Annotated in this window: 20 protein-coding genes; 6 read left to right on the top strand and 14 right to left on the bottom strand. The window is 49.3% G+C overall.

Annotated elements, in window-relative coordinates; genetic code table 11:
* Positions 1 to 71: 71 nt before the first annotated feature.
* The 5 genes from AC3WQT_RS13460 to AC3WQT_RS13440 form a co-directional block, all read right to left on the bottom strand.
* Positions 72 to 1058 carry a peptide ABC transporter ATP-binding protein gene (locus AC3WQT_RS13460; RefSeq protein WP_492704572.1) on the bottom strand — a complete coding sequence of 329 codons (987 nt, stop codon included), beginning with the start codon at positions 1056 to 1058 and terminating at the stop codon, positions 72 to 74.
* A complete protein-coding gene (locus AC3WQT_RS13455) occupies positions 1058 to 2074 on the bottom strand; it encodes an oligopeptide/dipeptide ABC transporter ATP-binding protein (protein WP_492704463.1) in 1017 nt (338 codons plus the stop codon). The genes AC3WQT_RS13460 and AC3WQT_RS13455 overlap by 1 nt, the downstream gene beginning before the upstream one ends.
* A 13-nt stretch (positions 2075 to 2087) precedes the next feature.
* Positions 2088 to 3038 (bottom strand): ABC transporter permease subunit, encoded by a 951-nt coding sequence (locus AC3WQT_RS13450; protein ID WP_492704462.1) that lies wholly within the window; start codon positions 3036 to 3038, stop codon positions 2088 to 2090.
* Positions 3039 to 3094: 56 nt separating this feature from the next.
* Positions 3095 to 4099, bottom strand: a complete 1005-nt coding sequence (locus tag AC3WQT_RS13445; protein WP_492704461.1) for an ABC transporter permease subunit — start codon at positions 4097 to 4099, stop codon at positions 3095 to 3097.
* Positions 4100 to 4231: 132 nt separating this feature from the next.
* Positions 4232 to 5851 (bottom strand): ABC transporter substrate-binding protein, encoded by a 1620-nt coding sequence (locus AC3WQT_RS13440; protein ID WP_492704460.1) that lies wholly within the window; start codon positions 5849 to 5851, stop codon positions 4232 to 4234.
* A gap of 357 nt (positions 5852 to 6208) precedes the next feature.
* On the opposite strand from AC3WQT_RS13440, the gene AC3WQT_RS13435 reads away from it, so the two are divergent.
* Positions 6209 to 6916 carry an alpha/beta family hydrolase gene (locus tag AC3WQT_RS13435; RefSeq protein ID WP_492704459.1) on the top strand — a complete coding sequence of 236 codons (708 nt, stop codon included), beginning with the start codon at positions 6209 to 6211 and terminating at the stop codon, positions 6914 to 6916.
* Between the two features lie 16 nt (positions 6917 to 6932).
* Here the strand turns inward: AC3WQT_RS13435 and recJ are convergent, their stop codons facing one another.
* Together recJ and AC3WQT_RS13425 are read right to left on the bottom strand one after the other, a co-directional pair.
* Positions 6933 to 8621 (bottom strand): single-stranded-DNA-specific exonuclease RecJ, encoded by a 1689-nt coding sequence (gene recJ / locus AC3WQT_RS13430; protein WP_492704458.1) that lies wholly within the window; start codon positions 8619 to 8621, stop codon positions 6933 to 6935.
* Positions 8618 to 9541, bottom strand: a complete 924-nt coding sequence (locus AC3WQT_RS13425; RefSeq protein ID WP_492704457.1) for a hypothetical protein — start codon at positions 9539 to 9541, stop codon at positions 8618 to 8620. The genes recJ and AC3WQT_RS13425 overlap by 4 nt, the downstream gene beginning before the upstream one ends.
* A gap of 137 nt (positions 9542 to 9678) precedes the next feature.
* On the opposite strand from AC3WQT_RS13425, the gene AC3WQT_RS13420 reads away from it, so the two are divergent.
* From AC3WQT_RS13420 to AC3WQT_RS13400, 5 genes are all read left to right on the top strand, one after another.
* Positions 9679 to 10935, top strand: coding sequence for a lipoprotein-releasing ABC transporter permease subunit (locus AC3WQT_RS13420; protein ID WP_492704456.1), 1257 nt, complete (start codon positions 9679 to 9681; stop codon positions 10933 to 10935).
* Positions 10928 to 11653: a lipoprotein-releasing ABC transporter ATP-binding protein LolD gene (gene lolD, locus AC3WQT_RS13415; RefSeq protein WP_492704455.1), complete on the top strand. Its 726-nt coding sequence runs from the start codon at positions 10928 to 10930 to the stop codon at positions 11651 to 11653. Before AC3WQT_RS13420 ends, lolD begins: the two co-directional genes overlap by 8 nt.
* Before the next feature lie 7 nt (positions 11654 to 11660).
* Positions 11661 to 13040, top strand: coding sequence for a hypothetical protein (locus tag AC3WQT_RS13410; RefSeq protein WP_492704454.1), 1380 nt, complete (start codon positions 11661 to 11663; stop codon positions 13038 to 13040).
* A 2-nt stretch (positions 13041 to 13042) separates the two neighbouring features.
* Positions 13043 to 13774 carry a polysaccharide deacetylase family protein gene (locus AC3WQT_RS13405; RefSeq protein WP_492704453.1) on the top strand — a complete coding sequence of 244 codons (732 nt, stop codon included), beginning with the start codon at positions 13043 to 13045 and terminating at the stop codon, positions 13772 to 13774.
* An 88-nt stretch (positions 13775 to 13862) separates the two neighbouring features.
* Complete coding sequence (locus AC3WQT_RS13400) at positions 13863 to 15749, top strand: MFS transporter (protein WP_492704452.1); 1887 nt, start codon at positions 13863 to 13865, stop codon at positions 15747 to 15749.
* A 124-nt stretch (positions 15750 to 15873) separates the two neighbouring features.
* Here the strand turns inward: AC3WQT_RS13400 and AC3WQT_RS13395 are convergent, their stop codons facing one another.
* From AC3WQT_RS13395 to AC3WQT_RS13365, 7 genes are all read right to left on the bottom strand, one after another.
* Positions 15874 to 17589, bottom strand: coding sequence for a PhoH family protein (locus AC3WQT_RS13395; RefSeq protein ID WP_492704451.1), 1716 nt, complete (start codon positions 17587 to 17589; stop codon positions 15874 to 15876).
* A 116-nt stretch (positions 17590 to 17705) separates the two neighbouring features.
* Positions 17706 to 18188, bottom strand: coding sequence for a peroxiredoxin (locus AC3WQT_RS13390; RefSeq protein ID WP_492704450.1), 483 nt, complete (start codon positions 18186 to 18188; stop codon positions 17706 to 17708).
* 36 nt (positions 18189 to 18224) lie between these two features.
* Positions 18225 to 19160: a polysaccharide deacetylase family protein gene (locus tag AC3WQT_RS13385; protein ID WP_492704449.1), complete on the bottom strand. Its 936-nt coding sequence runs from the start codon at positions 19158 to 19160 to the stop codon at positions 18225 to 18227.
* A gap of 12 nt (positions 19161 to 19172) precedes the next feature.
* Entirely contained in the window at positions 19173 to 20213 is a 1041-nt protein-coding gene (locus AC3WQT_RS13380) for a bifunctional UDP-4-keto-pentose/UDP-xylose synthase (protein ID WP_110253336.1), read from the bottom strand.
* Between the two features lie 57 nt (positions 20214 to 20270).
* Positions 20271 to 21197, bottom strand: coding sequence for a formyltransferase (locus AC3WQT_RS13375; RefSeq protein ID WP_492704448.1), 927 nt, complete (start codon positions 21195 to 21197; stop codon positions 20271 to 20273).
* A 10-nt stretch (positions 21198 to 21207) separates the two neighbouring features.
* Positions 21208 to 22173, bottom strand: a complete 966-nt coding sequence (locus AC3WQT_RS13370; RefSeq protein WP_492704447.1) for a glycosyltransferase — start codon at positions 22171 to 22173, stop codon at positions 21208 to 21210.
* Positions 22174 to 22192: 19 nt separating this feature from the next.
* Complete coding sequence (locus AC3WQT_RS13365; protein WP_492704446.1) at positions 22193 to 23320, bottom strand: DegT/DnrJ/EryC1/StrS family aminotransferase; 1128 nt, start codon at positions 23318 to 23320, stop codon at positions 22193 to 22195.
* Positions 23321 to 23373: the final 53 nt, after the last annotated feature.

Here is a 23373-nt window from a genome sequence, read left to right as displayed (position 1 = left end):
CCTTGCAGCAGTCCCTTAGTCTGAGTAAGACTGCGAGAGTTTAACGAAGTTCGCCATATTTAGTAAAAGTTTTAGATAATTTCTTCCACTCGGTGGCAAGCGACGAGCCGGTTGTCAAATGGGCGCAATAGGGGTATTTCTTGACGGCATCTTTCATTCGCATGCGGGCAGCGATTATTGAAGGCACATCCGGGTGGTGGGGCTAGCGGCGAGGGCAATTCGCCGTCCAGCATCATTTTTTGCTGGCGTTGCGCCGGATCTATACGCGGAGTTGATGCCAGCAAAGCCTTGGTATAAGGGTGTAACGGGCTCTGGAAAATGCTTTGCTTGTTGCCATGTTCTACGGTTTTCCCCAGGTACATGACCAGAACATCGTCGGCTATATGCTCAACTACTGACAGGTTATGTGAGATGAACAGGTAGGCGACACCATTTTGTTGTTGTAAATCCATTAATAAGTTCAAGACTTGCGCCTGGATTGATACATCCAATGCAGAGACTGGCTCATCGGCGACGATGACCTCAGGATCAAGCATGAGTGCCCGGGCAATCGCTATGCGCTGCCTTTGCCCACCTGAGAACATATGAGGATAACGCCCGTAATGTTCAGGACGTAGTCCCACTCGTGCCATCATTGCCCTTGCTTTTTCTTCTCGCTCTTTGGCTGACAGATGAGTGTTGATGATCAAGGGCTCTTCCAGCATGGCACCCACTTTTTTACGTGGGTTCAAACTGGCATAGGGGTTTTGGAATACCATTTGCACCAAAGGCCGGACTTGCTTGAGCGTGACTTTATCGGCGTGGGCAATATTTTTACCACCCATCCATAATTCGCCGCTACTGGGCGTCTCTATCATGGTGATCTGGCGGGCGAGGGTGGATTTGCCGCAGCCAGATTCACCAACCACGGCCAGGGTTTTGCCGGCAGTCAGTTCGAATGAGACACCGTCCAGCGCCTTGGCCATTGCTTTGGGTTTGAGAAAACCTTGTGAGACTGGATAATGCTTGGCCAGATTTTTTGCTTCCAGCAATACAGGTGTAGTAGTCGTATTTTGCATCATGCTGCCTGATCAATTTGTGTAGCCTGCCATCCATTGCCTGGTATACCTTGCGCATCCAGAGGGAAATGACAACGTACCTGGGCGTTCGCCTGTCCTTGCAACTGTGGCCTTTCGATTTGACAGCGCTCCGTTGCATAGCTGCAGCGTGGCGAGAGCAGGCAGCCTGTTGGTCGGTCATATAGACCAGGTACTACACCAGGTATGGTTTGCAGGCGCGTCTTGCCCAGATTATGTTCAGGCAGGGCCGCCAGCAAAGCCTGGGTGTAAGGATGTCTTGGGGTGTCGAATATTTCTGGTACGGTACCTGTTTCCAGCACCTGGCCGGCATACATCACGACAACACGCTTGGCAGTCTGGGCAACTACGGCCAGGTCATGAGTAATCAGCATCAGGGCCATGCCGCGTTCACGCTGCAATTGCAGTAATAATTCCAGCATTTGCGCTTGTACAGTAACGTCCAGCGCAGTGGTAGGTTCATCCGCGATCAGCAGGCGCGGGTTGCAGGCGATGGCGATAGCTACCATCACGCGCTGGCTCATGCCACCGGAGAGTTGGTGCGGATAAGCATTCATGCGCCTTTCCGGGTCGGGGATGTCGACTTGCTTCAATAAAGCCAGCGCCTTGGCGCGCAAGTCTTTTTCCTTGCCTCCCTGATGCAGGCGCAGGGTTTCCATCAACTGAAAAGCCACGGTATAGCAAGGGTTCAGGCTGGTCATGGGGTCCTGGAAGATCATGGCAATATCCTTGCCCAGCAATTGCCGCCTTTCCTTGTCTTTCATCTTCAGCAGGTCGCGGCCATCAAATTCCATCTGGTCTGCCCGCACACGTCCAGGGAAATCGATCAACCCCATCAAGGCCAGTGAGGTGACACTCTTGCCTGAGCCTGATTCGCCGACAATGCCAACCACTTCACCTTGTTCTATGAACAGATCAAGACCGTCAACTGCCTTGAATGGCTGAGTTTCTGAGCCAAATTCAACGCGCAAATTTTTAATATCCAATAATGGTTTCATGTTGAATCTTCGTTCAGCGTTTTAACTTGGGGTCGAGTGCATCGCGCAAGCCATCACCCATGAGGTTAAAGGCCAGTACGGAAATCAGAATCGCCAGACCAGGGAAGGTAACTACCCACCAGGCGCTTTGTATGAATTCCATGGCACTGGCCAACATTGAACCCCATTCAGGCGTAGGTGGTTGCGCGCCAAGACCCAGGAAGCCCAGAGCTGCCGCATCCAGGATCGCCGTGGAAAATCCCAGCGTAGCCTGCACAATGATGGGGGCTGCACAGTTGGGTAGCACACAATTGAACATCAGACGCAAATTGCCAGCGCCAGCGATGCGGGAGGCGTTAACGTAATCCTTGTTCAGTTCACCACTGACTGCTGCACGCGTCAACCTGGCATATGAGGGCATGAGGACAATCGCAATTGCGTACATGGCATTCATCAGGCCAGGGCCGAGTATCGCTACGACTGCGATTGCCAGAAGCAGGCTGGGCAGGGCTTGCAGGATATCCATGAAGCGTACGATGATCGTTTCCAGCATGCGTGCAAAGCGCCCGGTCCAGCTGCGGGAAAACCCCGCGATCAAACCCAGGGTGACGCCAACACTCATGGAAAGGGTAACGGATACCAGGCCTATGATCAGTGAGAGTCGGGAACCGTGAATGAGACGTGACAAAATATCGCGGCCAACCGGATCAGTACCCAGTATGAATTTACTGCTGCCGGTTGCTGTCCAGGCAGGCGGGGTTAGCGTGGACTCCCTGAATTGTTCTATCGCAGAATGCGGTGCTATCCATTCTGCAAACAGGGCACACAGGCTGAGTATACCAACCAGCACCAGGCCGATAACGGCACCGCGGTTTTGCTTGAAGTAATGCCAGAACTCAATCAGAGGGTGGGGTGGTGCCAAGTTTGCCGCTGTTGCTGCAGTACTGGCATTCACTGTACTGGCAGGTAAATTGGTATTGCTCATAATTCTGCGATCAAATCTTTTAAGTGATGAGTGAAATTACACATGGCCGCATTGTATTAATGGCGTATACGTGGATTGATCACGCCATACAACACGTCCACAATCAGGTTGACTGTGATGACGATGGTGGCAATCAGTAATATGCCACCTTGTACGGTAGGGTAATCACGCCTTTGTATCGCTTCAATCAGCCACTTGCCTATGCCTGGCCAGGAGAAAATTGTTTCAGTCAGGATGGCGCCGGCCAGCAATGTTCCCACTTGCATACCGATAACGGTGATGACAGGTATCAGCGCATTGCGCAAGGCATGCACCCAGACTACCCGCATCCATGACATACCTTTGGCACGCGCAGTACGCACATAATCTTCCTTGAGCACTTCCAACATCGCTGAACGGGTCATGCGGGCAATTACAGCCAGTGGAATAGTGCCAAGTGCAATTGCAGGCAAGATCAAATGCATGACAGCTGATTTAAAGGCACCTTCTTCGCCTGACAGCAGACTGTCAACCAGCATCAGGCCAGTCACATGGGGCAGGTCAAACAGAATATCAATACGGCCAGACACCGGCGTCCAGCCCAGGGTCACAGAAAACATCAGAATAAGCAAAAGTGCCCACCAAAAAATAGGCATGGAATAACCAGTCAGAGATGCACCCATGACAGAATAATCAAGAAAGCTATTGCGCTTCAATGCGGCCAGTATGCCCGCTGGCAGTCCCAGCACAACCGCAAAAATAATCGCACAAAGCGACAATTCCAGTGTTGCCGGGAACAAGGTGAAAAATTCTTTGCTGACCAATTCTTGCGTGATGATGGAGCGCCCCAGATCACCCTGCAAGACTTTACCCAGATAAGAAAAATACTGCTGATATAAAGGCTGATCCAATCCATACAAATGCATGAGACTGGCATAACGCTCGGCATCCATGCCGCGCTCGCCCGTCATGGCTTCGACGACATTACCAGGTATTAAGTGTATCAATGAAAAAACCAGCAGCGTGATGCCAAGGAAAGTGGGGATCACTACACCCAGGCGTCGGAGAATAAAACCCAGCATCGAAAAACCTTTTTCAAACAAAATTCATCAGGACAACAGTCAGTTTCAGATAATGTGAAAACTGCGTGTCAGATACAACGGTGGCACCAATTTGCAAATATCTTGCAAATTGGTGCCACGCGTGGGTAATGCTTATTTATCCAAATCTACTTTTTTAAAGTAATGATGAGCGGTGGAATCCATTTTGAAACCAATCACATTCTTGCGCACTGGGGTGTAACGCAAAGAGTGTGCCAACAGGAGCAAAGGTGCCTCTTCGCGCACTATTTCCTGTGCTTTTTCGTAAAGCTTGGCTCTTTCTGCTTGTTTTGGTGTCAATTTGGCTTTTTGGATCAAGTCTTCATAATCCTTATTGCACCACCTTGGAATATTACCGCCACCTTTGACTGCTTCGCATCCCAAAATTGGCTCAAAGAAATTATCCGGGTCGCCATTGTCACCTGACCAGCCAAACATCATGGAATGCTGCTCGCCAGTCTTACTGCGTTTTTTATACTCAGTCCATTCGTAGGTCGTGAGCTTGGTTTTGACTCCGACTTTGGCCCAGTCTGCCTGTATCAATTCGGCCATGCGCTTGCCGTCTGGATTGTAAGGGCGAGATACTGGCAAATACCAAAGTTCAATTTCCAGGCCGTTTGCATAACCAGCCTTGGCCAGCAATTCTTTGGCCTGCGCTACATCGTAAGGATATTCCTTGATCTTGTCGTTATACGACCACATGGTCGGCGGGATGACGTTCTTGGCGACTTGCCCTGTGCCTGCATAAACAGATTTCAATATCGACGCACGGTCAACGGCCAGATTCAAAGCCTGACGTACCAGCTTGTTATCAAAGGGTTTTTTCTCTACGTTGAAGCCGACATAACCAATATTCAAACCTTGCTGTGACAACAGTTTGATATTTGGATCGCTCTTCATCAACTCCACATCTGCCGGTTTCGGCAAAGCCATGACATGACATTCACCCGCCTTGAGTTTGGCATAACGAACCGATGCATCGGGAGTAATTGCATACACCAGATTGTCGATTTTCGGACGACCATCCCAGTAGCCATCATGTGCCTTGTAGCGGATGATGGCGTCTTTTTGGTAGGACACAAACTGGAAAGCACCTGTACCGATGATTTCTTTGTCTATCAATTCTGGTGTTCCGGCAGCCTTCATTTTCTGCGCATATTCAGCAGAATGCACTGACATGAAATCCATCGTCAGTGTGGCGAGGAAAGGAGCTTCTGGACGTTTAAGTTTAAAACGCACGGTCAGGTCATCGACTTTTTCCAGCTTGTCGACTATCTTGGCTATGCCCAGATCCTGGAAATAGGCATAGGTTTGTCCGGGTGTATTTTTATGGAAGGGATGATTTTCATCTGCCATGCGGTAAAAGCTGAACAGGATATCGTCAGCATTCAGGTCACGGCTGGACTTGAACTTGGCATTAGTATGGAACTTGACACCTTTGCGCAGTTTGAAGGTATACGTCAGGCCGTCAGCAGAAATATCCCAGGATTCTGCCAGGGCAGGGGTGATATTGGTGGTGCCGGTTTCCATTTCTACCAGGCGGTTATACATGGGCACTGAGCCTGCATCGGCTGTGGTGCCAGTGGTAAAGAATTGCGGATTGAAACCTTCTGGGCTACCTTCAGAGCAAAATACCAAAGTCTTTGCTGCCATCGCTGCGCCAGCATGCAAACCTGCAAATGCGCCAATGACAACCAAAGCGCCAGTCTTCAACAGCCAATTACCTTTTTTCATCCAGACTCTCCACAGTGAATAAGTACCAGTAAAAACGACAAAACGATTGTGCCATAGCCGACCGCACAGATTTTTGTATTGTGCAGCAATTCGATAAGATTTGTATTATTTTGTTACAAGCCCGAAGAAAATTTTGAAAATAAAACGACCAAACCTGAATGACGCTATTGTGTTGATTCACTTGCAAAGAAGATTTGCCCGATGTTGCAAATATGATGCACTGCGATGGATGGATTTTGTCTCCGTGCCGATGGAACCAAAAGATATATTTCAGTATCGAAGTTCTATATAAGTACAAGGTATAAGCAGCTACAGAAAAACAAAAAGAATCAATTTAAGAATTTAATTTAAAAATTCATGCATTCCATTATCGAAAAAATCTTCAAGCCTGATGGCACAATAGTAGAAGTTCTTGCAGAATTCCCTGCTGGAGCCGGGCCATTTCCCGTATTGATTATTGCGCCAGGTTTGCGCTATGACATGCACAGACCAGTCATTACGCAAGTTGCCAGCCATTTGTTGACGCAAGGTTTTGCTGTATTCCGGTTTAACTGGGCTTTTTATATAGCGGATCCTGTCCATGGCCAACCGGCGGATGATCTGGCTGCTGAGCTGCAAGACTTGAGATTGGTATTGAACCTGGCAAAAAATGATGCGCGTATACAGCAAGAGCAAATATCTGTTGCTGGCAAATCTTTTGGTTCCATCGTGGCCTGGCGAGTTTTTCGCGATGATGCTGCCTTGAAAAATTGCGCCTTGTTGACGCCACTATGTACGGCAGGTGAATCAGGCGGAAATGAGCTAAACCTTGTCAAAGAAAATTATCCAGGTGCTGAACTTGAGGGCAGGCCGGTTCTTATGCTTGCCGGAAATGCAGATCCCCATTGTGAGCTGGCAACGCTGCATCAATTTGCGGCAAGTACATCAGCGAAGCTCAATATCATTGAGCTGGACGGTAACCATAGTCTGGAAATGCCAGATGCCGATGCGGCGACTGCGGCCAGCAAATTTGATCGTAATCTACAATTGCTGGCTGAACATATTCAAGAATTTTTGCTGGAATGAAGGATTGAGGGCAACATTAATCTATATGCTCAACCATTAACTGCACTCTGGTAACGCCATTGTATTCATTGGCATCCAGCCTGAAGGCGACATGCACATTTTCAGGCAGGCTGTCAGTGTGGCCGAACCAGATCGCGTCATAGCGCAGCTTATTTTTTTCCAGCACCAGCTTTAAATGGCGTTCTTTCAATATTCTTTGCGAAATCAGTTTAAAGTCATCGCAAAATATAGGGGGAGGAAAGCCTTGCCCCCATACCTGCGTATCGAGCAGCCGGATAAAGTCTGTCGTGTAATAGGCATCTTCCAGTGGACCATCTGTTTCTACGACACGTTCAAGCTGGTGTGCCTGTAACCAGCTTTTTCCTACAGATTCAAAAGCTTGCTGGAATGCAGGGAAGTCTTCAGCGCGTAAAGTCAGGCCCGCTGCCATCGCATGACCGCCAAATTTTTGTATCAGGCTAGGGGCGTGTTTGGATACCAGATCAAGTGCATCACGCAGATGAAAGCCAGGTATGGAACGGCCCGAGCCTTTGATCAAGCCTTCGCCACCAGGCGCAAAGGTGATGGTCGGACGGTAAAACTTGTCTTTCAGGCGCGAGGCAACAATCCCGATAACGCCTTGATGCCAACTTTCATCAAACACCGTAATGGTATTGCTGTCTTGTGGCTGGAAATCATCAAGGTGCAGCAAGGCCACATCCTGCATCTCGCGCTCTATGTCTTTGCGGTCAGCATTGATGCTATTTAATTCCTGAGCGATTTGCCAGGCGCGACCTTCGTCATCCGTAGTCAGGCATTCTATGCCCAGCGCCATATCAGCCAGGCGACCAGCAGCGTTCAGTCTTGGCCCCAGGGCAAAACCAAGATCAAAGGGACTGGCATTGCGTGGTTCACGACCAGCTACGCGGAATAAGGCTGCGATCCCGGTGCACATGCGGCCAGCGCGCATGCGTTTCAGGCCCTGCGCTACCAGGATGCGGTTATTGGCATCCAGTTTGACCACATCGGCAACCGTGCCCAGAGCGACCAGATCCAGCAAAGTATCCAGCTTGGGTTGATTTTGCTGGTCGAATACGCCGCGTTGGCGCAATTCTGCCCGTAAAGCCAGCAATACATAGAACATGACGCCGACCCCAGCCAGGTTTTTGCTGGAAAAGCCGCATTCTGGCTGATTGGGGTTGACGATCACGGCAGCATCCGGCAGATGATCGCCTGGCAAGTGATGATCGGTGACGAGCACGGCAATCCCCTGTGCATTGGCCGCTGCAACGCCATCTACACTGGCGATACCATTATCGACGGTGACGATAACGTCTGGCGATTTCTCTTTTTGCGTCAATGCGACGATTTCTGGCGTCAGGCCATAGCCATATTCAAAGCGATTCGGGACGATGTAGTCAACATTTGCCCCCAGCATGCGCAGCCCGCGCAAGCCTACTGCACAGGCAGTGGCGCCATCGCAGTCATAGTCGGCCACGATGACCAGCTTTTTATTTTGTGCGATGGCATCTGCCAAAAACTTGGCAGCCTGGTCTATATGCAAGAGCCCGGCTGGCGGCAGCATGGCATTCAATTCAGTGCTGAGTTCTTTTTCACCTGTTGCGCCGCGTGAGGCATACAGGCGAGCCAGAACAGGATGCAGGCCATTCTGGCGCAACATTTCAGATTCACGGAAAGGGCAGGGGCGTACAGTAATGCGTGTCATGAAATCGAAAATAATTGATGTAATGAGGGTTTGACCCAGAATTTGCGCAAGGACCAGGGTGTCAGATCAAAGCTGGCTATTCTGTGGGCATCGCTGAAGTTCAGTTTCAAACCGGGGACTTGTTTATCCTGCAAACCTGCCAACAAAGGAGAAAACCAGTTTTTTTCCAGCTCATGCATATTATCCAGCCATAACGCCCAGTCGTTATTGATGGCAGCTTCGCATAGGTCGCCAAGCAAAACTGGTGCATGCTGGTTCCCCGCTGGCGGCTTGGACAGGTACTGCGTGAAGTCAGTTGCCAAACTAACTTGCCTCAGGTCTGGATTCAAACTCTGTGCCCCACCTGATATCCAGACAGAATTGATGACTTTGGCACCGCGCATTTCACGCTGAGCATTGATGTCATGGGTGAACCACTGCATTTGTATTTCATTTTGCAGTTTGCGCCAGGGGCGTTCAAATTCGCCTTTAGGCATCCAGATATCAATATTATGGCCGCAAGCGGCATCTACTGTGGCTGTTTGCAGATCTACCCAGTCGTCAGCGCGCAAAAACCAGGTCTGCGCGTCACCAAATAAGAGTTGCAAGTCCAATTCTTCACAGCTTGCCTTGGCTTGTTCAAACAACGGGCGGGATTCGGCCTCACTAATATTCAGGCGTCGCTGATCTGTCAATACCAGGTGATCACGGGCAATATGAATGTGGACGGGCTGCAGAATGAACCAATGACCAGCATCAGGTGTCAGACCGCAGGCTGTCATCTTGTTCCAGGCAATGGCCGGACTATTTGCTTTTTCCTTTGGAGGAAACTGGTCAGCAAGCCAGTATTCATAACTAAGCGCGCGTGAAAAATCGTCTATCGTCTGTGTCTGGGCGCTGCCTGCGCAAGCGATTAACCTGGCTAAACCAGGGGTACGCATTTCTTTTAACAGGTCTTTGGCAAGGCTTGCTGGCGGGATCCCGAATGGGATTATCAATTCTAAATGGTTCATAGTGCTGTATTGTAGGGCAAACGTATGGCAAACTGCTGGCTGCCTTCACAACAAGTGTAAATGCAGTGAAAAATCTCTCTTTTGAATGGCTGGTTGGCTTGCGTTATACGCGTGCCGGGCGGCGTAGTGGTCGTAATGGTTTTATTTCTTTTATCTCGCTGATTTCCATGGCGGGCATAGGGCTGGGTGTGGCAGCCATGATTGTTGTTATTTCAGTCATGAATGGCTTTCAGAAAGAAGTGCGTGACCGTATGTTGTCCGTGCTGGCCCACGTTGAAGTCTTTGATGCCAGCGGTGCCTTGCCTGACTGGCGCTCGACTGCGCTGGAAGTGCAAAAAAATCCTGCGGTCACAGGGACAGCCCCCTATGTTGATGGCCAGGCCATGATCATTCGCGAAGATGTCATGCGCGGCGTCATCTTGCGCGGCATCCTGCCGGAAGAGGAGCCCAAGGTCTCGGATGTCGCCAGCAAGATCAAGTATGGCAAATGGGCTGATCTCAAGCCGGGCGAATTCAATATCGTGCTCGGTTCTGCACTGGCCAATAGTTTGCGGGTGCGCATAGGCGAAAAAATTACCCTGGCAGCACCTGAAGGACAAATGACACCGGCAGGGGTAGTGCCCCGTCTGAAAGCATTCAATGTGGTGGGGATATTTGAGGCTGGTCATTACGAATATGATTCCGGCATGGCATTCATGCATATAGAGGATGCGCAAAAATTCTTCCGCCTGAGTTCGCCTTCCGGCCTGCGTCTGCGTATAAAAGAAATGCTCAAGGCACCTCAGGTAGCGCTGGATTTGTCACGTACCCTCTCTGGTGACCTGCTGATACGCGACTGGTCACAACAGAACAAGGTGTATTTTGCTGCGGTAAAAGCAGAAAAAACCATGATGTTCATCATCCTGACACTGATCATCGCCGTGGCTGCTTTTAATCTGGTTTCTACCCTGGTCATGACAGTGACTGACAAGCAGGCCGACATCGCCATCTTGCGCACCCTGGGTGCAGCACCTTCATCCATCATGAAAATATTCGTGATACAAGGCACTATCGTCGGTTGCCTGGGTACGCTGTCTGGTGTGGGCCTGGGCTTGTTGATCTCCCTGAATATTGACGTCATCGTGCCTTTCATAGAGAGCATATTGGGTATACAGCTGCTTTCCAAAGAGGTGTATGTCATCAGCAAGTTGCCATCGGATGTACAGTTATCCGACGTATTGACTATCGGCAGCGTTGCCCTGATCCTGGCAATGCTGGCCACCATTTATCCTAGCTGGCGTGCTTCACGCGTGAAACCTGCGGAGGCATTGCGTTATGAGTGATCAAGTATTGAGTAAAGAACAGAACAAGCAAAGTAATGAGAAAGAAGCAGTTTTATCCTGCAGCAATCTGGGTAAGACATTTTCGCAAGGGCTGGAATCTGTCAATGTATTGAAAGAAATTAACCTGAGTGTTTTCAGGGGAGAACGGGTTGCCATCATTGGTGCTTCTGGTTGCGGCAAGTCTACTCTGCTGCATTTGTTGGGTGGCCTGGATACGCCCAGCAAAGGTAGCGTGACTTTGCAAGGCAAGGATTTTGCAAGCCTGAATGAAACTGCCCGTGGTACTTTGCGTAACCATGCTCTCGGTTTTGTGTATCAGTTCCATCATTTGTTGCCTGAGTTTTCAGCGCTGGATAACGTCGCCATGCCACTCATCATCCGCCGCATGGCACGGACTGAAGCACAAAAAATAGCACAAAGCATTTTGGAAAAAGTGGGGCTGGGGCATAGACTTAAGCATGTGCCCGGTGAGTTGTCCGGCGGCGAGAGGCAGCGTGTGGCTTTGGCGCGTGCGCTGGTAACCCAGCCGGCTTGTGTGCTGGCAGATGAGCCTACTGGCAATCTGGATGGCAGTACGGCACAACAGGTATTTGCCTTGATGCTGGAATTGTCGCGTACTCTGGGTACCGCTTTTGTTATTGTTACCCATGATGCAGAATTGGCCGGGCGCTGTGACCGTGTTTTTCGTTTAACTGACAGTGGCCTGCAATTACAATAGAAATGGCATGCAAAAGACAAGTAAAATGAATTGCAGGGTGCGTAGTAAAGTATCCCGCATATCTCGTTTTTCTACCAGATCAGGTGGCTGGCTAGTGCTTGGCTTGTCATCAGTATTGACTCCATCTGTATGTGTAGCAGATACAGTGGAGTTGGTATTGCAACTGGAAACTTCACTGACCAGTGACAGTAATCCATTTCGATTTTACGAGCAAACTGCCAGGCCGGATCAAGCAGATCAGCCAGAGTCTGCACCGGATAAACAGTTTCGCGACCGTGACAGCATTACTGGTACTGATATAAGAGCAGGTGCCATTCTCCCCATTTTGTCTGACCGCACCCGCCTGATTTTGACAGGTTCGCTTGGTAAACGACACTATAAAAATTATAAGAACCTTGACCACAATTTGAAGGCTGCCGACGCTACTTTCGAATGGGCTGCCGGCAACATCGTTAATGGACAGGTGACTGCTGGCAAAGAAGACAGATTATTCCAATACATTAACGGCAGCCTGACAGATAAAGATATCTCGCACCAAAAACGCGCAGCTGCCAATGTCAACTTTAAACTGACGGATGAATGGTCTGTGAATGCCAGGGTAGACAGGGCTGGCCTGAATTATGATTTGCCACTGAACCAGCTATATAATTTCGATGAGCGCGGCAGGCAATTGAGTGGGCGCTATTATGCACCGACCGGTTCCAGTGTAGAAATCGGTACGCGCTTGTCGGAAACCGGTTTCCCGGACAGGAACGAGCAGGATATTGCTGATCTGGATAAGGCCTATAAAGAGTCAGAAGTTTTTATCGATGCAGAATGGCGTTATAGCAGTAAATCGGTCACCAGCGCTCATCTTGGTGTCATCAAGCGTCAGTACGATGTGCTGACTGAGCGAAATACCAATTTATCGAATATCCTGTGGCGTGGTACTTATCATTACTCTCCTAAATTGCGTCTTGACCTGCAATTGTGGGACCGGCCTTTTACCATTGTAGACCGCACTGTCGTTTATGTACTTAGTAAAGCCATGCGCTTTGATGCGCAGTGGAAGTATTCAGACAAATCACAAATGAATTTCTCTACGCTTTTGCAAAATAGCGATAATGTACTCGTACCTCGCTTGGCAACATTGGCCGATGGCACATCGCGCAAGGAAAAACTAATGCGCATAGGCTTGGGTGGCGCCTATGAATTTGAGCGTGGTTTCCGCCTGGTACTTGATAGTTTTTATGAAAAAGTACAGCGTGAGTCTGACGGTGTGAATCTGAAACAGGCAGTGATCAAGCTGGGCCTGGAATATACCTATGAAAATTTACCGGGAAGTAATTCGCGTATGGGTTTGAAACGCTATCAACATTCCTTAAGTGCTTCGGATAGTTTGCGCTGATCATGGGGCTAACACAAAGATTAAGCCGTTTCGCTGCCAGGCACATGGCAAATCGCTGGTTGCCATTGAACAAGGGCAGGGGAGTAGTCAGTTTCAGTTTTGATGATGTGCCAGCCAGTGCCTGTCATCAGGGTGCCATGTTGCTGGAGTTGTATCAGGCACGCGGCACTTTCTATATCTGCGGCAGTTTGACCGATGGTGTCGAGCAAAATCAGCCTTGCCATAGCGTTCAAGATTTACAGCGACTGCTACAAAACGAGCATGAAATTGGTTGCCATACCTATTCTCATACAAATTGCGCCAATGCTACTTCCAGTTTTCTGTCGGAGGACTGGGAACGCAATCAGGCTTTTTTCAAACAGCATGGGATCATTAATCACGGTTTTGCCTTTCCCTTTGGCGCCTACGACCTGGGTAGTAAGCTGGCGGCTGCCAAACGATTTTCATATAACCGTATCACTGGCGGAGGTACCCAGACGGGACGAGCCGATTTGTCTGCATTGCGTGCGCAAGCCCTGTACTCTGCCAATAACAATGTCGATGAAATTGGTGCTTTAATCAAGCATACTGCCACAGTAGGTGGCTGGTTGATTTTATATACCCACGAAGTAAGTGAAACCCCCGGCCCATGGGGGGCAACACCCGCTTTGTTGGAAAACGCCTTACGGACGGCAACGCAAGAAAGCTGTCAGATATTGCCAGTTCATAAAGCAATTGATTTTTTTCTTTCCTGATCGTGTATATGGTTTTTACTCAATTCAGACTTGGGTAAGTTACAATTCTTGCGGTTTTAATCTAAATTTCAGGTAGCAGACACCATCCATGAGCCAACATAGCCAGTTTACCCTGCTGTCCCAGCGCCGCTTTGCTCCATTCTTCTGGACCCAGTTCCTTGGCGCATTCAATGACAATGTATTCAAGACAGCCCTGCTGACCATACTGACATACGACGCATTGTCCTGGACTGACATGAACGTTGGGTTGCTCAATAACTTGATCCCTGGCTTATTCATTTTACCCTTTGTGCTGTTTTCTGCGACTTCAGGGCAACTGGCCGACAAGTTTGAAAAAGGCAGCATGGCCCGCAAGGTCAAGTTGCTCGAGATTGGCATCATGCTGGTGGCCGCCGTAGGCTGGCAAACACATAATTTATGGCTCCTGATTGCTGCTGTGTGCGGCATGGGCATACATTCCACTTTGTTTGGGCCTGTCAAGTACGCGTACTTGCCTCAGCATCTGAAGACAGATGAACTGGTTGGCGGTAATGGACTGATAGAAATGGGCACCTTTGTTGGCATCTTGCTGGGTGAAATTTTGGGCGCGATGCTGGTCGTGCATAAGCCCTGGGGCACAGAACTGGTGGCTGGTGGTGCGATAGTCGTCGCCATCATGGGTTACCTGACTGCCCTGCGTATCCCAGACTCGCCAGCTCCTGCACCGGAATTGAAAATCAACTGGAACCCGGCGACAGAAACTATCAGGAATATCAGTTTCAGCAAACAAAACCGTCCGGTATTTTTATCCCTGTTGGGTAACTCCTGGTTCTGGTTCTATGGTGCCATCGTTCTTGCGCAATTCCCTTTGTATGCCAAAGATTATCTGCATGGTGATCACAGTGTCTTCGTACTCTTGCTGACGATTTTTTCTTTTGGCATTGGTGCCGGTTCTTTGTTGTGCGAAAAGCTCTCTGGTCATAAGGTGGAGATTGGTCTGGTGCCGTTTGGTGCCATAGGATTGTCCGTATTCGGTTTTGATCTGTATTTATCCAGCATCAGCTATACCAATATCGCCACCGTAAGTGCAATGGAATTTGTCAAGCAAACAGGCAGTCTGCACATTTTGTTTGACATCACGATGATAGGTATTTTTGGTGGCCTGTATATCGTTCCTCTGTTTGCTTTGATACAGACACGTTGCGACCCAAAACATTTGTCACGCACAATAGCAGGCATGAACATCCTGAATGCCTTGTTCATGGTGGTTGCCTCATTGTCCGCTGTGGCAATGCTTGACCGGGGTTTCACGATACCGCAGATCTTCATGGCGACAGCCATACTCAATGCCATCGTGGCGATTTATATCTTCAGCCTGGTGCCAGAATTCCTGATGCGCTTTATTGCCTGGCTGCTGATACATACCATCTACAAGGTCAAGACCATCAATACTGACCGTATACCAGATGAAGGTGCGGGCATACTGGTCTGTAATCACGTCAGCTATATGGATGCCATCGTCATCATGGCATCAAGCCCGAGGCCAGTACGTTTTGTCATGGATCACCGGATATTTAAAATACCTTTCCTGTCCTGGGTATTCCGTACTGCAAAAGCGATTCCTATCGCGCCGGCAAAAGAAGATCCATGGCTGATGGAAAAATCTTTTATCGATGTCGCCCAGGCTCTGCATGAAGGTGAACTCGTTTGCATTTTCCCTGAGGGTAAATTGACAGCAACAGGTGAACTGAATGAATTCAAAGGCGGCGTCATGAAGATACTGGAGCGTAGTCCTGTTCCTGTCTATCCGCTTGCTCTGCGTGGTTTATGGGGCAGTGTATTGTCGCGTGATAAAAGCAATCCTTTTGAACGCGCTTTCCGTCGCGGACCATTTTCCAAGTTGGAATTGGTGGTGGGTGATGTCATGCAGCCACAAGATGTGACGCCTCAGATTCTGCAGGAAAAGGTCAGTGAATTGCGTGGGGAATGGAAATAAATTTGGATGTCAGCTTAACCTTTAAATTGATTTAAGCTGATTCAATTAAATGAAATGAAAAAATGGCGCATCCAATATTGGATGCGCCATTTTTATTTGCTACAGTTTTACTGCATGAGCCCGATTATAAAATCTCGCTCGCGTGATCTGCCAGACGAGAACGCTCACCACGTGCCAGTGTTACATGGCCGCTGTGTGCCCAACCTTTGAACCTGTCCACGACATAAGTCAAGCCGCTGGAACCTTCAGTCAGGTAAGGCGTATCGATTTGGGCAATATTACCCAAGCAGATGATCTTGGTACCTGGGCCCGCGCGAGTTACCAAAGTTTTGACCTGCTTAGGTGTCAAGTTCTGTGCTTCGTCGATGATGAGGAATTTATTGACGAAAGTGCGGCCACGCATGAAGTTCAGGGATTTGATCTTGATCTTTGAACGTATCAAATCCTGAGTGGCAGCACGCCCCCAGTCACCGGCATCATTGTCGGACTTGTTGAGCACTTCGAGATTGTCGTCAAACGCACCCATCCAAGGCGACATTTTTTCTTCCTCTGTACCTGGCAGGAAGCCTATGTCTTCACCAACCGGCACAGTAACGCGTGTGACGATGATTTCATTATAGGTTTTGGTTTCCAGAACTTGCGCCAGACCTGCTGCCAGTGCGAGCAAGGTCTTGCCTGTGCCAGCCTGACCCAGCAGGGTAACGAAATCGCATTCCGGATCCATCAACAGATTCAATGCAAAGTTTTGCTCACGATTGCGTGAAGTGATGCCCCAGACGCTATGCTTGATATGGCCATAGTCGCGCAAGGTTTGTAGTACTGCAGTCTTGCCGTTGATTTGTCTGACCTGGCCATAGAAAGACGCTTCGCCATTCTTGGGTTCCAGGTAAACGAACTGGTTCACCAGCAGGGAAGGGATGACCGGGCCAGTAATACGATAGAAAGTCGTGCTCAGACCATTGCGGTTTTCTTGCCAGGTTTCTATGCCCTTGCCATGCTTGTTCCAGAAATCATCAGGCAATTGCACGATGCCTGAATACAAGAGATCTGAATCTTCAAGCACGTGGTCATTGAAGTAGTCTTCAGCAGGCAAGCCCATGGCGCGTGCCTTGATGCGCATATTGATGTCTTTTGACACCAGCACCACTGGGCGACCTGGCTTTTCTGTTTCCAGCGCACGAACTACACCAAGTATCTGATTATCAGCCTTGCCTTTAGGCAGACCGACTGGCAGGTCGGCACTTTGCAGCTTGGTCTGGAAGTACAGGTGGCCCTTGGCATCCTTGTTACCCAGTTTGGATAACAAGATACCTTTTTCTATATCGTGATGATCGATATCACCTACCAGGGCATCCAGAGAACGTGATACCTGGCGCGCATTGCGGGCAACTTCTGACATGCCTTTTTTATGATCATCCAGTTCTTCCAGGGTGATCATGGGCAGGTAGACATCATGCTCTTCAAAGCGGAACAAGGATGAAGGATCATGCATCAGGACATTGGTGTCGAGTACAAACAGCTTGGTAGTGCCGGATTTGTCTGCGGCACGGCTGGTACCGGACTTGACGCGGCTGTCATGGGTTTTGGCCTTGCTTGCAGCAACGGCTGGCAAAGTTTTGGCGACGACTGCGGGTGTCGTTTTTTCTGCAACAGGTTTGCTGACCACTGCCGGGACCGTGGCTACTTTCTTTCTTTGTGGTGCCGGGGCGACATCTATGGTTTTGATTTTCTCTGGCGTTGCGGATTTTATTGTTTTGGCTGGTTTGCCTTTTTCTGCCTTCGGATAATCCTTGGGTGAAAGCAGTGCTGCTGGCTTGGTCGGCATTTTTGGCAATGGCATGAAAACCTCAATCAAAAAGTGAGAGCTGAAAAGTTAAAAGCCGTTAAGGACATACCAGCATTGCTGCTGGCACTGTCTTTCACGGCTTTTATCAAGAGTAATTCTGGAGAGTTCAATTAAGTTTGGGCGCTCACAAATTCGAGTACTTCGTCTACGTGTCCTGCTACTTTAACTCCACGCCATTCTTTCACTAATTTACCATTGCCGTCAATCACAAATGTGCTGCGCTCTATGCCGCGCACCTGTTTGCCATACATGTTCTTCATTTTCATGACATTGAACAACAGACACAAGGTTTCGTCAGGGTCAGAAATTAACTCGAAAGGCAGGCCTAATTTATTTTTAAAGCCTTCGTGAGAGCGCAGGCTGTCACGGCTGATACCAAAAACCTCAGTATTAGCTTGCTGGAATTGTGGGTGCAAGTCACGGAAGGCGATACTTTCCGTGGTACAGCCCGGAGTATTGTCTTTTGGGTAAAAATAAATAATGATATTTTTACCAACATGATCACTTAATTGAAACGCTTTGTCGCCAGTCATGGCGGCGGAAAATTCTGGTACCTGGCAGTGCAGTGCGGAAGGGGTCTCAGCCACTTTCATCTCCTTGGTTAGGGGTGGAGAAATGTTGCTGACTGACTAGATCAGGGCGACCAGCTCTCCGGAACGGCCTGGCAAGCTTGCCCATGACAATGGACGTGTCGGTAAGTCACTATTCTTGATGGACGCATAGTAGTCCGCCATGGAAATACAACGATAACCTTGCTTGTGCCAGCCTGTCAGCAATTCCTCGAATATGGGGGCGAGTTTTTGTCCTTCAAGCTCTGCATGTAAGGTAAATACATGATCTTTTGGATTTGCTGTCAGTTTCAGTATATTGGCTGCGATATTTGACTCGCTAATGACATTGCCAGCGATGTCGCGTCCCAGCAACTCATCCAGCGTGGGCAGGGTAGTTGGCATCTGTATGCAGGACATGGTCGTATTGCCCACTTGCAGGCGATAAGGGCCAGCATCCGCATCGGCGAGGCTGCCATCTGCATTGAGCATGGCGCGCCCGTCAGATGCGTATTGCATGCCGAACTGGTCAAGCTGGGCAAAAGCGTGATCATTCATTTGCCAGCCAGCCGCACCATGAGTTTTTGGTGTTGCGCCAAAAATCTGCTGGAAGCGCTGGTGAGCTTGCAGCATCTGCTTGCGCGTCCAATCCAGGTCACGCACCCGCACATTATCTTGCCAGACTACGTGATCCCAGGTATGGATGCCGCATTCAAAACCGGCATCACGCACTGCCTGCATTTCGGTTGTGCAACTGCCTATATCCGGCGCTGGCAGAAATACGCCATACATCAGGGTCTTGAAGCCATAATGTTCCAGGACCGAAGTGCGCGACACTTTTTGGAAAAAGCCAGGGCGAAATGCCCTGCGCAAGGCCCAACCAGTGTGGTCCTTGCCCAAAGAAAACAGGAAAGTTGCGCCTGCATTATGTTTCTTGAGAATGCGCACCAGGTTAGGTACGCCTTCTTTAGTGCCGCGATAGGTATCGACGTCGATCTTGAGAACGATGGTAGGCATGTAGTCCAGTAATTAATCCATCAAGGCGCGTGCTTCAGCTACCTGGCTGCGGTAAGCGTCGAAAATATTGCGCATGGTGTCTGGCATGGTTGTCACTGGCTTCCAGCCCAGTTCTTCACAGGTATTGGTGATTTTCGGTACGCGATTTTGCACGTCCTGGTAGCCTTTGCCGTAGTAGGCAGCAGAAGTGGTTTCTGTCAGTTCTACTTTTTTGGCTGTTTCAGCATACTCAGGATACTCTGCAGCCAGATCCAGCATCATGTGTGCCAGTTCGCGGATGGAGAAATTATTGGTCGGGTTGCCGATGTTATAGATTTTGCCGCTGGCTACGCCGTTTTTGTTATCGATAATGCGCATCAGGGCATCGATACCATCGTCGATATAAGTGAAAGCACGTTTTTGCGCGCCGCCATCCACCAGGGAAATATTTTCACCACGGACGATATGACCAAAGAATTGCGTCACAACGCGTGAACTGCCTTCTTTAGGTGTGTGGATGTTGTCCAGGCCAGCACCGATCCAGTTGAATGGACGGAACAGGGTGAAGTTCAGGCCTTCCATGCCATAACCCCAGATCACGCGATCCATCAATTGCTTGGCGCAAGAGTAAATCCAGCGTGGTTTATTGATAGGGCCGCAGATCAGTTCAGATTCTTCAGGATCAAATTCTTCATCATGGCACATGCCATAGACTTCAGAAGTCGACGGGAATACCAGGTGCTTGCCATATTTTGCAGCGGAGCGAACGATAGGCAGGTTGGCTTCAAAATCCAGTTCAAATACGCGCAGAGGCTGTTTTACGTATGTGGAAGGTGTCGCGATCGCAACCAGAGGCAGGATGACATCGCATTTTTTTACATGGTATTCAACCCATTCTTTATTGATGGTGATGTCACCTTCAAAGAAATGCATGCGTGGGTGATTGATCATGTCGCCCAGACGCTCGGTTTGCATGTCCATGCCATACACTTCCCAGTCTGTGGTTTCCAGAATGCGCTTGGACAAATGGTGACCGATAAAACCGTTCACGCCGAGTATGAGGACTTTTTTCATAATGAATTCTTTTTAAAGTAAATGTTGATTGCCAGTTCAGATGCGCAAAGCGAGGGCTTATGCCGCTTGCTTCAATAGGGTCGCTAATTCCTGCGCCCCCATGATTTTGCCATCCATTAACAATTCAATAATATGCAATGCCCGGCCATCGCCGCACACGCCAAGGACGTTATTATCTACTACATGTAAGCCTGTCGGCAAATTTGCCGCATCAGTTTTGGATAAGCGTGCTTTTCCGATAACAAAACGATGACCAGCCTGATCGGTAAAAGCACCAGGGTAGGGGGGGGCTACTGCTCTATGCAGGTTATATACCTGTTGCGCCGTTTGTTGCCAGTTGATGCGCCCGTCTTCCGGTTTGCGTCCACCAAAATAGCTGCCGGCAGATAAATCGTTAGTCAAACGCGTGGCGGTCCCAGCTATCAAATCCGGTAACGCAGTCCACAGGCATTGCTCTGCTGCGACAGTCAATTTGCCAAATACTTCATAGGCTGTGTCGTCCGGCAAAATAGGTGCTGATACTTGGGCAAGAATATCACCTGCATCAGGCTTCAAGGCCATTTCATGCAGGGTGGCACCAGTTTCAGTCTCACCATGCAAGACTGCCCAGTTGACAGGTACACGACCACGGTATTTAGGCAGCAAAGAACCATGCAGGTTGTAAGCACCGCGCTTGGCCAGTGCTAATACATCCAGCGGCAGCATATGACGGTAATAAAAACTGAAAATGAAATCAGGCGCTATGGCTGCTACCTGTTCTTTTAGCTCAACTGATTTTGGATCATCGGGCGTGATGCAAGGTATGCCTTGCTCACGGCACAAATCGGCCACTGATTCAAACCAGATGGTTTCTGCCGGATTGTCAGTGTGACTGACGACCAGTTTGACGGCTATGCCACGAGCCAGCAAAGTCTTGATGCAACGCACACCTACACTGTGATAGGCAAAAACCACTGCTGTTGCAGGGGATGCTGATGTAGTCATCACTGCTTTCTTAATTAACTTCAGGCAAATCCGGGGTGGATTGTTCCAATATGGTTTGCACCACATAACGTGGACGACCGCGTACTTGCTGGTAAATGCGGCCCACGTATTCACCCAGTAATCCTATACCAAACAGGATCACACCCATCAGGAAGAAGGCGATAGCAAACAGAGTGAACAGACCTTCTGCTTCTGCGCCCAGTGCAAAACGGCGTATCAACAAGAGTAATACCAGGCCACCAGACAGGATCGATAGCGCCATACCCAGCATAGAGAACCATTGCAAAGGCATGATGGAAAAACCGGTCATCAAGTCAAAATTCAGACGTATCAGGCTATAAATCGAATATTTTGATTCGCCGGCAGAACGTTCTTCATGTTCAACGATGATTTCTGTTGGCTTGCGTGCAAAGGTATAAGCCAGGGCAGGGACGAAGGTATTCACTTCACTACACTGATTGATCAAATTGATCACGTTGCGACCATAGGCGCGCAGCATATTGCCTTGATCCGTGATCTTGATACGCGTGATCTTCTCGCGGAAGCGGTTCATCGCCTTGGATGCATAGGTACGCCAGGCAGAATCCTGGCGCTTGCGGCGTATGGAGCCTACGTAATCATAGCCTTCACGCATTTTATCGACGAGGGCACCGATTTCTTCTGGCGGATTTTGCAAATCGGCATCCAGGGTAACGACGATTTCACCGCGCGTGGCTTCAAAACCAGCCAGAATAGCCATGTGCTGGCCATAATTGCCATTGAACAGCACTACCCGTGTGACGTCAGGGCGCAAGCGATACTGGTCAGCCAGCAAGGCAGGCGTGTTATCGCGGCTGCCATCGTTAACAAATACAACTTCATAGCTGACACCGCGTGCCGCCAGCGTATCAAGCGCCGGATACAGGCGTTCAAACAGCTTGGCGAGGCCAGCTTCTTCGTTGTAGACGGGTATGACAACAGAGAGTTCGGGTTTCATTGGTATTGTTCTGCCGATTTCAGAGAAGGCAGGATTTTACCGCAGACACGACTCTTTCGACATCTTCTGTGTTCATGGATGGAAATAATGGCAAAGTAACAATCTGTTTACCTATGCGTTCTGCAATGGGGAACATGCCATCAGTAAAGCCGCGCTCGCGGTACATGCTGAACAAATGGATGGCACGATAGTGATAACCCAGGCCAATTTGCTGATCCAGCATTTGCTGCATGAAAGCCGCACGATTAACGCTTTCTGGCAACACCAGGTGGAACATATGCCAGTTACTGTTTTCAAAGTCGGCAACGGGCAACTCTGCACCTGTCTTTTGTTCAAACTCAGTACCAAAGCTGGTGAAATAGTGCTTTGCCAGGGCCGCGCGTTTGGTATTGAACTCTGCCAGATGTTTCATTTGCCCCAGACCTATGGCAGCGGCAATATCGGTCATATTATATTTGCCACCGAGCACATCAACATCTATACCGTCCAGCCCACTGCGCGTCACGCCTTGCAGTCTGTACTTTTCTGCCAGGCGTGCTTCTTCTGCGTTGTTCAACACCAGACAACCACCTTCGCCTGTCATGATGTTTTTATTGACCTGGAAGCTGAATGAAGCAAAGTCGCCGAAAGAGCCTATGCGCTTGCCTTTCCAGCTGGAACCTATGGCTTGTGCGGCATCTTCAATGACGCGCAAATTGCATTTGTTGGCAATTGCATACAGCTTGTCCATATCGCAAGGCAGGCCGCACATGTGCACGGGGATAATCGCCTTGGTACGTGGTGTGATCACTGCTTCAACTTTGTCTAGGTCGATATTATGTGTTTTGGGATCAATGTCAGCAAACACAGGCGTTGCGCCAGTTTCTATAATGACATTGGCGGTTGCTACCCATGAATTTGGTGTGGTGATGACTTCATCGCCTGCGCCTATGCCAGCAATGCGCAGGGCAATTTCCATGGTGCAGGTGCCAGAATTGAAAGTGCGCACAGGACGTCCACCAAAATATTCAGACAATTGTGCTTCTAAAGCTTGCACTTTGGGGCCACTGGTCAGCCAGCCAGAACGCAAGACTTCTGTGACGGCAGCGATGGTCTCTTCATCGATAGTTGGTTTGGTGAATGGCAGGAATTTGGATGTGTCACTCATGGTGAACCTTTCAATAAAACAAAGCTATTCTTATGGAATATAAGGTGTGTGCC

Source organism: Undibacterium sp. FW305-107, from assembly GCF_058788535.1.
The sequence above is the reverse complement of the archived record's forward strand: the minus strand, read 5'-3'. Positions and strand labels throughout refer to the sequence as shown.